The sequence below is a fragment of the Burkholderia sp. Ac-20349 genome (assembly GCF_017104865.1).
Lineage (GTDB): Bacteria > Pseudomonadota > Gammaproteobacteria > Burkholderiales > Burkholderiaceae > Burkholderia > Burkholderia aenigmatica.
In genome coordinates, this window is record NZ_JAAGPM010000031.1 from 1 (window position 1) to 13,946 (window position 13,946).

12 protein-coding genes are annotated in these 13,946 nt (G+C 61.4%); 6 read left to right on the plus strand and 6 right to left on the minus strand.

The genetic code is table 11. The features are described from left to right. The 5 genes from tssI to G3N61_RS13260 form a co-directional block, all read left to right on the plus strand. Positions 1 to 1,307 (plus strand): type VI secretion system tip protein TssI/VgrG (gene tssI / locus G3N61_RS13240; RefSeq protein ID WP_205822657.1); only part of this gene is annotated, 1,307 nt, incomplete at its 5' end. Between the two features lie 14 nt (positions 1,308 to 1,321). Continuing rightward, positions 1,322 to 4,009, plus strand: a complete 2,688-nt coding sequence (locus G3N61_RS13245; protein ID WP_205822659.1) for a hypothetical protein — start codon at positions 1,322 to 1,324, stop codon at positions 4,007 to 4,009. Between the two features lie 92 nt (positions 4,010 to 4,101). Beyond that, positions 4,102 to 4,422 carry a lysozyme inhibitor LprI family protein gene (locus tag G3N61_RS13250; protein WP_346778570.1) on the plus strand — a complete coding sequence of 107 codons (321 nt, stop codon included), beginning with the start codon at positions 4,102 to 4,104 and terminating at the stop codon, positions 4,420 to 4,422. 166 nt (positions 4,423 to 4,588) lie between these two features. After that, entirely contained in the window at positions 4,589 to 5,182 is a 594-nt protein-coding gene (locus G3N61_RS13255) for a hypothetical protein (RefSeq protein WP_143331026.1), read from the plus strand. Positions 5,183 to 5,207: 25 nt separating this feature from the next. Further along, positions 5,208 to 6,098, plus strand: coding sequence for a hypothetical protein (locus G3N61_RS13260; RefSeq protein ID WP_205822661.1), 891 nt, complete (start codon positions 5,208 to 5,210; stop codon positions 6,096 to 6,098). Between the two features lie 250 nt (positions 6,099 to 6,348). On the opposite strand, the gene G3N61_RS13265 is transcribed toward G3N61_RS13260, so the two are convergent. From G3N61_RS13265 to G3N61_RS13285, 5 genes are all read right to left on the minus strand, one after another. Next, complete coding sequence (locus tag G3N61_RS13265) at positions 6,349 to 7,575, minus strand: alpha/beta fold hydrolase (protein WP_205822663.1); 1,227 nt, start codon at positions 7,573 to 7,575, stop codon at positions 6,349 to 6,351. After that, entirely contained in the window at positions 7,572 to 7,985 is a 414-nt protein-coding gene (locus G3N61_RS13270) for a helix-turn-helix domain-containing protein (protein ID WP_089451098.1), read from the minus strand. The genes G3N61_RS13265 and G3N61_RS13270 overlap by 4 nt, the downstream gene beginning before the upstream one ends. Before the next feature lie 218 nt (positions 7,986 to 8,203). After that, positions 8,204 to 9,508, minus strand: coding sequence for an MFS transporter (locus G3N61_RS13275; protein ID WP_043189766.1), 1,305 nt, complete (start codon positions 9,506 to 9,508; stop codon positions 8,204 to 8,206). 128 nt (positions 9,509 to 9,636) lie between these two features. Further along, entirely contained in the window at positions 9,637 to 10,395 is a 759-nt protein-coding gene (locus tag G3N61_RS13280; protein ID WP_043189764.1) for an SDR family oxidoreductase, read from the minus strand. Between the two features lie 92 nt (positions 10,396 to 10,487). Further along, complete coding sequence (locus G3N61_RS13285) at positions 10,488 to 11,927, minus strand: aldehyde dehydrogenase family protein (protein ID WP_043189762.1); 1,440 nt, start codon at positions 11,925 to 11,927, stop codon at positions 10,488 to 10,490. Positions 11,928 to 12,446: 519 nt separating this feature from the next. On the opposite strand from G3N61_RS13285, the gene ppa reads away from it, so the two are divergent. Continuing rightward, positions 12,447 to 12,974, plus strand: a complete 528-nt coding sequence (gene ppa, locus G3N61_RS13290) for an inorganic diphosphatase (RefSeq protein ID WP_011352863.1) — start codon at positions 12,447 to 12,449, stop codon at positions 12,972 to 12,974. A 54-nt stretch (positions 12,975 to 13,028) separates the two neighbouring features. On the opposite strand, the gene G3N61_RS13295 is transcribed toward ppa, so the two are convergent. Continuing rightward, positions 13,029 to 13,901 (minus strand): GIY-YIG nuclease family protein, encoded by an 873-nt coding sequence (locus G3N61_RS13295; protein WP_205822665.1) that lies wholly within the window; start codon positions 13,899 to 13,901, stop codon positions 13,029 to 13,031. Between the last annotated feature and the right edge of the window lie 45 nt (positions 13,902 to 13,946).

Sequence of the window (13,946 nt, forward strand, 5' to 3'; positions counted from 1 at the left end):
GCCGATATAAACACGAAGCCAGCGGCAAGGCGTTCACTCACGATCGTCTGCGCGGCCACCGGCGCGATGCACGCGTGGCGTTTGTCAGTGGTGACGACGCGCGCTTGCAGCCGGGCATTGCTTTCGCACTCACGGGCCACCCGCGCGAGGACATGAACCGGAGCTGGCGTCCGGTGAGCCTGGTGCATCACGGCAAGCAACACACCAGCCAGGCGGAAGAAAGCGCCGACGCACAACACGGCACGTACTACAGGTACGAAGCGGTACTGGTGCCGGACGATGCCGAATGGCGCGCCGAGCCGCTGCCCCACCCGCGCATCGAGGGCCCCCAGCCGGCGGTGGTCGTGGGCCCGGAGGGTGAAGAGATCTACACCGACGAGTACGGCCGAGTGAAGGTGCAGTTTCCGTGGGATCGTCAGGGCCGGCACGACGAGCACAGCTCGTGCTGGATCCGCGTCGCGCAGAACTGGGCGGGGGCGCTGTGGGGACATATGGCGATTCCGCGCATCGGTCAGGAGGTGATCGTCGACTTCTTCGACGGCGATCCGGACCAGCCGGTCATCACCGGCCGCACCTACAACCGCTTGCAGCTACCGCCGTACGAACTGCCGCGACACAAGACGCGGATGACGATCAAGAGCCAGACGCACAAGGGCGAAGGGTTCAACGAGCTGCGTTTCGAGGACGAGGCCGGGCAAGAGGAAATCTACGTTCACGCGCAGCGCGATCAGAACATCCACGTCAACCACGACGAAACCACGTTCGTCGGTCACGACCGCAGCGAGCAGGTCGAGCACGACGAGACGATTGCGATCGGTAACGACCGCAAGGAGACGGTGGGGCATGACGAACAGGTCACGATCGGACGGGATTGCCGACACGACATTGGGCGGGATGATTTCCTCACCATTGGTCGCAAGCACACGATCACGACGGGCAAGGACCGCACGGAAGAGGTGGGCAATAACCGCCGCGACAAGACGGCTGCCAACCACACTGTGGACATTGGGGGACACCTGAAGCAGCAGGTACAGGGCCGTATCGACATCGAGGCCGGACAGACCATGACCACACGAACCAAGGTCATCGAGCTACAGGCCGGCGACGTGTTCCGGCTGCGCGGCCCGGGCGGCACCATCACGCTGGACGACCACGGAGTGGAACTCGACGGTGTGGCGATTCGCATAAAAGGCCCGATGACGCAAAACAGTAGTGGCGCGGGACAGGCTTTCTCCTTGTCCAGTGCGTCCTCGTTCGGCGATCCGCCCGACGATGCATTTCACCTAACCTTCTCGGGCGACGCCTGAGCGTACGGAACCACATGGCTGCATTCAAATACCCATTCAAGGACAAGGCTGGAAAGGACGTGGTTGACGCCGATGTCTACTACGGCGCGCTTGGTATGGCCACTGGTGGCTACTACGTGTTCGGACCATCCGGCGTGCACGGCGGTATTCACTATGAAGCTGCGATGGCCAATGTCCTGTCTCTCGATGACGGTATTGGCGCCATGACCAAGGGCGAAATCGTTGCGTACCGCATCAACCGCGACTATCCGACTGTCCCGGGGCCGGCTAAAGGGCCGGTGACTAACGAGTCCGCATCGGTTGCTTTTAGTACGGGCTTTGTCCTGACGCGGCATACGCTGGAGTATCCAGCGGGGAACACGCTGACCTACTTCTGTTTGGTCATGCACCTGCGTGCTTTCAACGATTACGAGCGCTTGGGTACCGCGGTCAAGCGGCCAGGCTACTGGCGGGCCAAGGTCTATCGAGTCAAGGAAGCCGCCAAGGAGCAGCAGGTCGTTGCGAAAGGCACTACCGATCAGCCTGTCATTGGTCTGAGTGTGCGCGAGAAACCTTCGGCTGCCAAAAGTTCACCAGCGCTCGGCATCCTTCCACACGGGGCACGTATTACCGTGCTCGAGACCGACAAGACCAGGCAGTGGGTCAGGATCAAACGCGTCATCGAAAAAGCGATCGTGCCTATCTCAACCGCGCAGACGGAGGTACCGGCCATCGCGCATAGCGGATGGGTTGCGGCCAGTGGGCTCCAGGCGCAAGGCCAGGCACCTGACGATTTCGACGTCGTGGTTACACCTGACAGCCCGCCGGGAGTCAAAGCTGGAGAACTGCTGGGTCATATGGGTGAATACCGTCGGGTCCAAGACCCGGGGCAATCCCGCAAGCTGATGCATCACGAGATCATCGCCGGTCCGGAACTGCGCTCCTTTCTGGATAAGAGTCGCGCCGCGGCGGTACAGGCCAGGCTCGAGCAGAAAACCCTGCTGAGAGTTGCGCCGGGTACACAACTACACAACGCTGTGCTGGCGCCACTACAAGCTGGCTTGCTACCGGTCAACACAATCGTCACATTGGATGGAAATCCGCACGCAGATGCTTTGTATATCAAAGTGAAACCGACGGGTACGGTGCAATGGATCGAACGCACCAGCAAACTACCTAAAGGGGCGCGGGAAACTGATCTATTCCGTCACGGCGATGGTGCCGCCTACACTGCGGCAGACATTATTCGTGTGCCTAGACAGGGGACAGTTGGCAAATCCGGGGCGACGCGTTTCCGCGGCGTGATGGCCGAAGCCACTGGTCAAGCGTCGGTCTGGATTGCAAAAGGCACATATGCTTCGCTGGTTGGTATGAAGTCAGGCAAGTTGCTGACTGCCGACCTGGCGCAAGGTTGGGTGGGCTTTCCGTTGACCTTCGCCGCAACGGGTTCCAAGACCGGCTCACTCCCTCACCACTTTTCGCGGCTCGCGTTGGAACAAGCGCGCCCCGACCAACAAAATCCTGCTGAATTACCGAAGATCTTTGCTCTGGATGATGCTGGCCATACGTGGTGGCAAGTGCAGTTGACTAGTGGCAGCACTACTGCCATCGGATGGGTCGGTGAGGTTGGACACACCGGCATTTCTCTGCATTCTCCGCATGAGTGGGTGGATTTCTCCCTGATTGAGACCGAGCCGACCACGGCGGCATACGGCAGCTACTTTGCCGACTACAGGCAAATGGAGGCATTTCAACGCGGGCAGATGGGATTGAAGGATGCGGATCTTGACGCTCCGCTGCGCGAAGTGCTTGCGATGCTCGATGCCAACCACGACGGACAACTGACGTTGGCGGAGTTGAAAGCGGCGCAGCGTGATCGCGATACCAGCCGCCAACTGTCGCGCGTCATTCTGCGCTATCCCTGTGAATGGAAAGCCGACAGGAAAGCATGGGATGCATACGATTCGCTGATACCGCCGGAATCGAAGAGCGTATGGGAAGCAGAGAAGGCGCGTATTGAGCGATTAATGTGGTGGGATGATGTGGTTGGAAAAATAAACTCGCTCCCTTCGGATTCTCTTGTTTTTCATTTTCATCCGATTGGATTTGTGGGGAATTTATTCTATCCCTCTCCGGAGATTAAGGCGGGGCAACTGACATTTGATGCGGAAGGCAATGACATTGAGGAGTCTCTATATTTTAGTAGAGTTGTGCACTGGCCGGGTAACGCTCTATCTGGGGTGACTCTTGGCAGAGGTTACGATATGGGGAGTCGTGACGGGCGAGAAATATCTTCTCATTTGATATCGGTGGGCTTGCTGGAGGAAAAGGTAAATAAAATATCGAAGGCTGCGGGGCTGAGGGGGGCAAAGGCTCGAGATTTCGTCGCGTCTAATAAGAGCGATATCGGGAAAATATCTTGGGATCAGCAAATTCAATTGTTTAATTTGATCTACCCGGAGTATGTGGCTAGGGCGGTCGCGAATTATGATCGCTGGACAGCTGGGGCATCTGGAAAGGTTGCTTGGGGGCAGCTCCATCCCTTGATAAGAGATGTCTTGGTTGACTTCGTCTATCAGGGTTTTACGATGGGCCCTAAACCGATGGAGGCAGGTATGGGGAATAATATCGATGAGTTGATTAAATATATCGAAAATACTCCTGCTATTAATCAGTATGAGCCGGGTCGGCGGCGGGCACGGTATTTGAGGGAAAATCGTTGACTGCTATGCACGGGATAAATTTATACGTTGTTGTGATGATATGTGTGTTTCTTATATTTTATGAGGAGGGGTGGGCGGTCGAGCCGGATTGCATGTGCACATATACTAGTCAGGAAATTTTCGAGTGCTCGCGGCTGACAAGGCAGGCAATGGAACGAGAGGTTTTGCTTTCCAAAAATAGTCTTCTGAAACGAATAAAAAAGCAATACGTCAACGAAGTATCGATCGGTATTGAATATTCTGAGGTTGTTATTGAATCGCAAAGACTGTGGGGGAGGCTGATGGATAAAGACTGCCGTGTGGAGGCTGCTGAAATTGAGTCGGGGACACAGGCGTATGAAACGACGAAAAATAATTGCTTTGCCCGAAAATTGAAGGAGCGTTCGGCGTATCTGGATTCTTTGATGAAATAGATTGAGCGCGATCGGTGATTATTGTGAGTTTTGTGTGGATTTTTTGAGGAGTCCGGCCACTTGAAATTGTATTAACATTGACGAGGGTTTGTTGTTGTGTGTGGTAATCAAGATGGGATGTCGCGGGGCCTCTATTATTTGACGTCCCTTGTGAGTGTATAGGGTGATGATGAGGATTTTTGGCTATATTGTGCTTGGTTGTCTTGTTTTTGTTTTTTGTTTTGGTAGTGCGCTTTCTGATGTTGGAGATGAGGTGATCGCGTTCAGCGGAAGCTCCACTAAAATCAAGGTTAGATGTCGAAATGCAAGTGATCGTATGGATTGCGGAATTTATATGTTTCGAGGCGGTGATGAGAGGAAAATATTAAATTTCCCAGGTAGGCCGAACATCGTATCTTTTGATTCGGGAGTATTTGTTATAGTGTTTTCATGTGGAACGCAATGTTCGGCAACCTATTTTTATAGCGAGCGAAATGGGCTGGGTGGGCCGTTCCCTTTCGTTGAGGCGTACGATGTGAGTCGAGGAGTGGTTCTGCTCAGCAAGAGGAATCCACTTCCTATGTATTCTATTTTTTCAAAGAAATCCCGCATCGTTGGGGAGATTAATTTGAATTTGCCTAAGGGGGTAGAGGCCTTTGCATCGATTAAGAGGGTTGTTGTTAATGATCATGGATTCATCGTTTACTATGTCGATCGCGGTGGGAGTGTTGTGAAGGTTAGTCGCCAGATTCCAATGTTGGAAGCTGGTTCGATGCGCTAGGGTAAGTGGTCTTATACTTGTTGGGATGACGGTTGATTTTTTTGAAATTTCTCGGAAATTTATTTCTGGGTTGGTGCGTCGGATTGTTGATGTGAGGTGGGGTTTGTATAAATTGCTTATTGTAATTTTTACTGCTTTATTGATTCCTGTGGCCAGCGCAGCGGGTCTCCCTCTTGCTTTGGTTGGGAAATGGAAGGTGATTGAAGTTCATGTCGATACGGCATCTGGACGTACGATGCATTATGGATGGAATGATCCGAGGCTTCGGTGGCGGATTTTCACCTTCAATAATGCAGAAATTTCCCATAATTCGCCGGAACAAGGGAGGTGCGCAGCGCCGACTACTTCTGCCGAGCGCGTCCATCTTGACGACTTCCTGAGTATGAATCTCGGTGGCTACGGGGAAGGTTCTTCGAGGTCGCCGTCAAAAGATTTTGGGCTAGGTTTGCCTGGAAATCGAGAAATAGAAGTGATACGTGTGCTTTGTGGACAAGAGCGTTGGAATGCCGCACTTGGTGCTGTCTACGATGAGGGAGACTCAGGTGGCTACGGATCGTGGCTGCTTATCATGAGCGGGAACCGTGTGATGTTGCGCTGGTACGATGAGACAATTCTGGTGCTCAAGAAGATAGAACCGCAAGAGGAGCCAGTACCTACTTTCGCTTGCGCAAAGGCGGTGCTCCTAACGGAGCGAGTCATTTGCGGATCGTTTGACCTGGCGGGTTTGGACAAGAGCGTTGATTTTTCTTATCGACAGGCATTGCGTGAAGCGCGGCAGAATCCAGCCGATGTAGTCGAAATTCGGCGACAGCAGAGCGCTTGGCTTGGTGAGCGGAATCGCTGCGGAAGTGACGCGGACTGCATCCAAGCGGCGATGAAAAGGCAACTCGAATGGTACGCGTCGAAATCTTTCTGATTGATGCGACGATCGAAAGTAGGGGCCGGCGGTGGAAGAATGCTGACCGTCAGGGGATTCTGTACGATTCGTCTCGGTTGTCGCGCGAGTGGGCGTGAACACGGGCTGTGAGCCAGCCCGTGTTCACGCCTATGCCTTACTTGTCGACCGGCCGTGTTAGCGCCGATGGCGCCAGCAGCCCGCAGCGCCGCGCAATCTGCCCCGAACGCCATTCAGCCTTCGAGCATGTTGTTGTTCGTTGCGGGCCGCGCTATGCACCGAGCTTGCGCAGCAGGTCGTCCTCGTTCGCGACGAACCACACCGATGCACCGCGATTGGACTCGCGAACGAGCGCGCGAAGCGCTTCGCTGCGCGCGAGCCAGCGGTCGATATCACCGACCACACCGAGCCGGACGCCGTAGTTGACGAGCTTCTGCAGCACCGCGCCCGCCAGCCCGCTGTCGAGCCGGTAGAAATCGTCGTGCAGCGCGTCGGCGGGGAGCGCGATCCAGTCGGCTTCATGCTCGTGCGCGAGCGCGACGAGGTCGAGCGCATCGCTTTCGCGCTGGACGAGGCTGGCGGCAGGATCGCGGACCAGCACGCGATGGCCGGCTGCCTGGACGATTCGGTGGTGCATGCGGGTTGGCTCCGTCGACATGAGAAATGCGAGCACGGTGTCGCGCTGCCCGCGGATGAAGTGGTGTTGATCGGGTAGAAACCTGACCTGCGCGTGCGGCACGAGACGCATCAGGCGATCGCACGTATCGCGCGAATCGAGCATGACGTCGCGACCGCCGACGATCGCCAGCATCGGCGGGGACAGCGTGCGCAGCGCGCCGTCGCTGAACACCGGGATCGTTTCGAGGCGCGGCCGAAGGCCGCGATCCACGGCACGCATGAGCGCGAATGCGTCGCGCTCGGCCGGCGTCGACGCGGGCGGCAGACGGCCGAGCACGCGCCGTCGTACGCACGCGCGTCCGGCATCGCCGAACAGCAACAGCGGCAACGCCCACCACAGAAACGGCTTCTGCCTGCCGATGCCGGACGGACAGAGCAGTGCAAGCCGCGTGACGCGCGCCGGCCGGCGCAACGCGAAATCGAGCGCGGTTCGCGCACCCAGCGAGATGCCGACGAACGCGGCGCGCGACACGCCCAGGGCGTCGAGCACGTCGTCGAGCCATTGCGCGTACGCGTCGCTCGCGAGCGATGGTCGCGACGGGGCGCTGGGTCCTGCTTCACCGATCACGTCGATCGCGTAGAGCCGGAAGTGCGTCGACCATTCGGCCGCGAAGTGCTGCCAGCTTGCCGCCGTCGTCTGCGCGCCGTGGATCAGCACGACCGGCGGCGCGTGCTCGGGGCCGCAGGCGATCATGTGCGTTGCGCCATGGCGCGTCTGCACCGTGACGCGCCGATGCCCGGCCGGCCAGTGCGACAGCGCCGCTTCGTAAGCCGCGCGAATCGCGCGGGCGTGGCGGGGCGACCTGAAGATTGCGCTCATGTCCCGCTTTGCTGCAGCAAAGCGTCGAGCGACGACATCAGCGCGGCCGTGTCGGCCGGCGTCGCGGCGACGATGATCTTGACCAGGCTCGCGGCGGGATCGAACGTGACGTCGATTCGCACCGGGTCGACGTACGACGTGCGGCCGGACGCCATCGCTTGCAGCGATCGCGACAGGTACTGGTGCAGCGATTGCGACGCGTCCGGAACGTCGACGATGCTGGTGACGCGCACCGCACGCGGCACGGGCGCGGCCGGCTTCGTTTGCGCGAACGCGGCGAGGTCGGTGTCGAGGATGCGGTATGCACGGCCGACCCGCGTGGCGTGCAGCTTGCCCTCGCGGATGAAGCGCAGGACGGTCTTCGGGTGGAGGCGCAGGTGTGCGGCGGACTCTTCGACGGTACGGAACATGATCGGCTAGCGGTGTTCAGAATGTTCCTCATTGTTCCATGATGAATGGAGTAATAGGGAATATTTTGAGAGAGGTGCATCACTATTGGCGAGTCACCGAACCGCATCGTCCGGGCGGCGTGCGTGGAAGCAGAAACGCCCCGCCGACCGGAGCGGTTCCGGCCAGCGGGGCGTTTCAGGTGCCGGTCATCAACCGGCGGGCGCCCGTGCGCCCTGCGTCATTTGTCGACCAGCCGCTTCGGCACCGACAGCGCCAGCAGCCCGCCGAGCACGAGGAACCCGGCGAGCATGTACATGCCCGAATCGTTGGCCCCGGTTGCCTGCTTGAGCCAGCCCATCATGTACGGGCTGAGGAAGCCGGCGAGGTTGCCGATCGAGTTGATCATCGCGATGCCGGCCGCGGCTGCCGTGCCGCCGAGGAACGCGGTCGGCAGGCTCCAGAACAGCGGCAGCGTCGTCAGGATGCCGATCGTCGCGAGCGTGAGGCCGAGCATCGCGAGCGCGGTCTGGTGCGCCCAGATCACCGACAGCACGAGCCCGAGCGCGCCGATCGCGGCCGGAATCGCGACGTGCCAGCGGCGTTCGCGGTGCTTGTCTGCGCTACGTGCGATCAGGATCATCGCGACTACCGCCGCTGCATACGGAATCGCCGACAGCAGGCCGATCATGAACGTGTCGGTTACGCCGGTGGCCTTGATGATCGTCGGCAGCCAGAAGCCGACGCCGTAGAGTCCCATCACGAACGAGAAGTAGATCAGCGCCATCAGCCACACGCGCGGGCTCGACATCACGGCGCCGAGCGGCAGGTCTTCCTTGGTCGCTTCTTCCGCATCGACGTTGCGCGTGAGCAGCGCCTTTTCGTCGTCGGTCAGCCAGTTCGCCTTCGCGATCCGCTCGTCCAGCTTGAGGAACACGATCACGCCGACCAGCACCGACGGGATCCCCTCGAGCAGGAACAGCCATTGCCAGCCGTGCCAGCCGCTCATGCCGTCGAACGCCTTCAGGATGAAGCCCGAGAGCGGCCCGCCGATCACGCCGGACAGTGCGACGGCCGTCATGAAGAATGTCGTCATCCGGCCGCGCCGGTGCGCGGGATACCAGTAGGTGAGGTAGAGGATCACGCCGGGGAAGAAGCCCGCTTCGGCGACGCCGAGCAGGAAGCGCATCACGTAGAACATCGTGGGCGTCGTGACGAACATCGTCAGGATCGAGATCACGCCCCACGTCGCCATGATCCGCGCGATCCACACGCGCGCGCCGACCTTGTGCAGGATGATGTTGCTCGGCACTTCGAACAGGAAATAGCCGAAGAAGAAGATCCCGGCGCCGAGCCCGTAGACGGTGTCGCTCAGGTTCAGGTCGCTCGCCATCTGCAGCTTCGCGAAGCCGACGTTCACGCGGTCGAGATACGCGACCACGTAGCACAGCAGCAGGAGCGGCACGAGCCGCCACGACACCTTGCGGTAGGTTGCTTCCTCGAATGCGCCGGACGAACCCGGCAGCGACTGCGTCGATATTGCCATGTTGTCTCCTGTCCTTGTAATTGACCGGGGCAGGCGTATCGGCGCCAGGCCCGGTTTCGTGCGAAGCAATGCGTGGATGTCGTGCCGGCCGGTGAAACCCGGCACGGCGCGCGAACAGCACGGTGTGGCTAGATGCAGCGCCCGCCGTCGACTTCGAGGCAGACGCCCGTGATGAATTCAGCTTCGTCGGATGCGAGGTAAAGCGCCGCGTTCGCGATGTCCTGCGGCGTCGAGAAGCGGCCGAGCGGGATCGTCGCGAGGAAGCGGCTGCGGTTCTCGGGGGTATCCTCGCAGCCCATGAATTCGGTCATCAACGCCGTCTCGCCGAGCACGGGGTTGATGCAGTTCACGCGGATGCGGTCGGCACCGAGCTCGGCTGCGAGCGACTTGCTCGCGGTGATCATCGCGCCTTTCGTGCTGTTGTACCAGACGAGGCCCGGCCGCGGCCGCACGCCGGCCGTCGATGCGACGTTCACGAACACGCCGCCGCCCTGTTCGCGGAAGTACGGCACGAAGGTTTGCACGCACCAGAACAGGCTCTTCATGTTGACCGCGTACACGCGGTCGAATTCGGCTTCCGTCACGTCGAGCACCGGCTTGTTGCGGTGCGTGGTGCCCGCGTTGTTCACGACGATCTGCACCGTATGGAAATCGTCGAGCGCGGCCTGCAGCAGCGCATGCCAGTCGTCCTCTTTCGATACGTCGCCAGCCACCGCGATCGCCTTGCCGCCCGCGAGCGCGATCTCGCTCGCGACGCGCTCGGCTGCCGCGCCGTTCAGGTCGTTGACGACGACGTTCGCGCCTTCGCGCGCATACGTCTTCGCGATGCCTTCGCCGAACCCCGAGCCGCCGCCCGTGACGATTGCCGTCTTGCCGCTCAACCGCATGGTGTGTCTCCTCTGCTGGATATGAGTGTCGTCGTGCTTCGGCATGCGGCCGGGCGCTGCCGGCCGCGTGCCGCTTGCCGTTTTCCGCGCGTTCAGCCGTGCCGGATCGCGATCGTCTTCAGCGCGGTGAAGCCGTACAGTGCCTCGAAGCCCTTCTCGCGGCCATGCCCCGAGTGGCCGACGCCGCCGAACGGCAGCTCGACGCCGCCGCCCGCGCCATAGTTGTTGATGAACACCTGGCCTGCGCGCAGTCGTCGCGCAAGACGCATCTGGCGCGCGCCGTCGCGCGTCCAGATGCCCGCGACGAGGCCGTACGGCGTGCCGTTCGCGAGCGCGACGGCTTCGTCTTCGTCGACGAAACGCATCGCGGCGAGCACGGGGCCGAACACTTCCTCCTGCGCGAGCCGGTGCGACGGCGGCACGTCGCGCAACAGCGCGGGCGCCTGGTAGAAGCCGCTTTCGGGCGCGTCGGCGACGACCTGCCCGTGCGCGGCCATCGGAATGCCGTCGTGCTGCGCGTCGGACAGGAAATCCCATACGCGCTGCTGCTGTTTCGCGTTGATCAGCGGGCCGCAGTCGAGATCGGCGCGGCTCGGGCCGACGCGCAGCCCGTTGAATGCGGTGGCGAGCCGCTCGACGAGCGGCTCGTACACCGCGCGCTCGATCAGCACGCGGCTGCCGGCCGAGCAGGTCTGCCCGCCGTTCTGCACGATTGCCGACACGAGCACGGGCAGCGCCGCTTCGAGGTCGGCGTCGGCGAACACGATCTGCGGCGACTTGCCGCCGAGTTCGAGCGTGACGGGCACGTGGTTCTCGGCCGCCATCTGCGTGACCAGCTTGCCGGTGGCCGGCGAACCCGTGAACGAGATGTGGTCGATGCCGGGATGACGAGCGAGCGCGGCGCCCGCTTCATGGCCGTAGCCGGTGACGATGTTGAGCGCGCCGGCCGGCAGCCCGGCCTCGGCGGCCAGCTCGGCGACGCGCAGCAACGACAGGCACGCATCCTCGGCCGGCTTGACGACGCAGGCGTTACCGGCCGCGAGCGCAGCGCCGACGCTGCGCCCGAAGATCTGCATCGGGTAGTTCCACGGCACGATGTGGCCCGTGACGCCGTGCGGCTCGCGCACCGTCAGCACGGTGTAGCCCGCTTGATAGGGGAGGGTTTCGCCGTGCAGCTTGTCGGCGGCGCCCGCGTAGAACTCGAAGTAGCGCGCGAGCGCGGCTGCGTCGGCGCGAGCCTGTTTCAGCGGCTTGCCGGTGTCGCGCGCCTCGATCGCGGCGAGTTCCTCGAGGGAATTAGCCACGCGCGCCGACAGTCGCATCAGCACGCGGCCGCGCTCGGCGGCGCTGGCGGCACCCCACGGGCCCGCGAATGCGTCGCGGGCTGCGGCGACCGCACGCTCGATGTCGGGCGCCGTGCCGCGGGCGATCGACGCGAATGGCTGGCCGTCGGATGGATCGACGACCGCGATGGTTTCCAGTTGTGCGGGCAACGTCCATTCGCCCGCGATGAAGTGCTTCGCCTCTTCCATGCCAGCTCCTGTCGACCCGAGTTAGCGCTTCAGCGCTTACTCGGGTCCCATGCTTCGCGGTCGACTCGAGTTAGCGCTTTAGCGCTTACTCGGGTCCCATGCTTCGCGGTCGGCCCGAGTTCGCGCTTCAGCGCTTACTCAGGTCCCATGCTTCGCGGTCGACCCGAGTTGGCGCTTCAGCGCTTACTCGGGTCCCATGCTTCGCGGTCGACTCGAGTTAGCGCTTCAGCACTTACTCGGGTCCCATGCTTCACGGTAGCCCCGAGTCAGCGCTTCAGCACGTACTCAAGCCCCAAAACTTCACGGTCACCCGGCGACGGCGCATCAGCGCCGACGCCGATTCCACATAACGCGGCCAGTGGTTCGACGGCCGGGCATCCGGAACGATTATCGGCCGATCGTCATTCGGACGCCACCGGTCGATTGGCTATAATGGCGCATTCCTTTGCGGGACGCCTGCGGCGATGCATCGGCCGCGGCGCCCTGTCCCGAATTCCCATCGACCTACAGAGAGTGCTCATGAGCTTCAATCATGTTCCGGCCGGCAAGGACCTGCCGCAAGATTTCAACGTGATCATCGAGATTCCGGCGCAAAGCGATCCGGTGAAGTACGAGGCGGACAAGGAACTGGGCCTTCTCGTCGTCGACCGCTTCATCGGTACGGGCATGCGCTATCCGGTGAACTACGGCTACATCCCGCAGACGCTGTCGGGCGATGGCGATCCGGTCGACGTGCTGGTGATCACGCCGTTCCCGCTGCTGGCCGGCTCGATCGTGCGTTCGCGCGTGCTCGGCATGCTGCAGATGACCGACGAGTCGGGCGTGGATGCGAAGCTGGTCGCGGTGCCGCACGACAAGGTCTGCCCGATGACGGCAAACCTGAAGTCGATCGACGACGTGCCCGAGTACCTGAAGGACCAGATCAAGCACTTCTTCGAGCAATACAAGGCGCTCGAGAAGGGCAAGTGGGTGAAGGTCGAAGGCTGGGCCGGCATCGAAGCCGCGCACAAGGAAATCACCGACGGCGCAGCGAACTACAAGAAGTAAGCGGCGTACCGGCCGACGGCCGGTTCGTGCGAAACGCAAACCGCGCGTGTCTCCTCAGGAGGCCGCGCGGTTTTGTTTTGTGCGCGGCGGGCGTTTGCGCGCGGCGGTGGGCACGGACGCTGGCGACGTGGCGGTGGACGGCGCGTCCTTCGTGCGCTTCGTGCGGCGAGGGGCAACGGAGGCCGCAGTGGTTTCGGCGGCTTTGGTTGCTTTCGAGGCAGACGGGCGGCGGCGGGCCGGTACGGGCGCGGCGCCTTCGCGTCCGTTCGTGGCGGGTTTGCGGCTGGCTGCCGATGTTTTTCCTTTCGACGAAGCGGGCACGGCCGGCTTGTCCTTTTTTACCGGGGTGTCGCGCGATGCAGTCTTTCTTGCGACCGCATCGCTGTCCGGCTTCGTGCGCTTCGTGACCGGTGTGGCTTTTGTTGCCTTGGGCGGCTTCGCGGCCTGCCGGGTCTTGGCGGTCTTTCCGGACTCGTCTACCTTCCCGGCTTTCCCGGCTTTCCCGGCTTTCCCGGCTTTCCCGGCTTTCCCGGCCTTTCCGGTGCTTTTATCCGTCTTCGCCGCGCGCTCGACGTTCTCCGCCTTCGCCTTCTTCCGCCCGCGCGCACCGACCTTCTTCAACCCGGCCGCATCACCACTCGTATCGACGGCCACCACGGCAGGCAGCACCGACTCCAGCGTTCGCACACCGGCGGCCAGTTCCCGCTTCTGCGCAGCCGTGAGCCGCTTCACCCAGTATTCGGCGCGCGACGCGCTCGACCGGTCGGGCAGCGGAAACGACGCGAGCACCGCACGCGGCTTGCGCGAGCGCGTGTAGCGCGCACCCTTGCCGGATGCGTGCTCGTCGAAGCGCGCGGCGACGTCGGTCGTGATGCCCGTGTAGACGCTGTCGTCGGCGCATTCGATCAGATACAGAAACCAGGACATGGGAGGGCGGCGGGATGCGAAGCCGCCAGTGTCTCAGAAAAATTG

Coding starts and splice junctions, on each gene's coding strand:
- G3N61_RS13285 (WP_043189762.1), bottom strand. CDS start 11,927: ATGGAAGAGGCGAAGCACTTCATCGCGGGCGAATGGACGTTGCCCGCA.
- G3N61_RS13255 (WP_143331026.1), top strand. CDS start 4,589: ATGATGAGGATTTTTGGCTATATTGTGCTTGGTTGTCTTGTTTTTGTT.
- G3N61_RS13260 (WP_205822661.1), top strand. CDS start 5,208: ATGACGGTTGATTTTTTTGAAATTTCTCGGAAATTTATTTCTGGGTTG.
- G3N61_RS13270 (WP_089451098.1), bottom strand. CDS start 7,985: ATGTTCCGTACCGTCGAAGAGTCCGCCGCACACCTGCGCCTCCACCCG.
- G3N61_RS13250 (WP_346778570.1), top strand. CDS start 4,102: ATGTGCACATATACTAGTCAGGAAATTTTCGAGTGCTCGCGGCTGACA.
- G3N61_RS13295 (WP_205822665.1), bottom strand. CDS start 13,901: ATGTCCTGGTTTCTGTATCTGATCGAATGCGCCGACGACAGCGTCTAC.
- ppa (WP_011352863.1), top strand. CDS start 12,447: ATGAGCTTCAATCATGTTCCGGCCGGCAAGGACCTGCCGCAAGATTTC.
- G3N61_RS13245 (WP_205822659.1), top strand. CDS start 1,322: ATGGCTGCATTCAAATACCCATTCAAGGACAAGGCTGGAAAGGACGTG.
- G3N61_RS13275 (WP_043189766.1), bottom strand. CDS start 9,508: ATGGCAATATCGACGCAGTCGCTGCCGGGTTCGTCCGGCGCATTCGAG.
- G3N61_RS13280 (WP_043189764.1), bottom strand. CDS start 10,395: ATGCGGTTGAGCGGCAAGACGGCAATCGTCACGGGCGGCGGCTCGGGG.
- G3N61_RS13265 (WP_205822663.1), bottom strand. CDS start 7,575: ATGAGCGCAATCTTCAGGTCGCCCCGCCACGCCCGCGCGATTCGCGCG.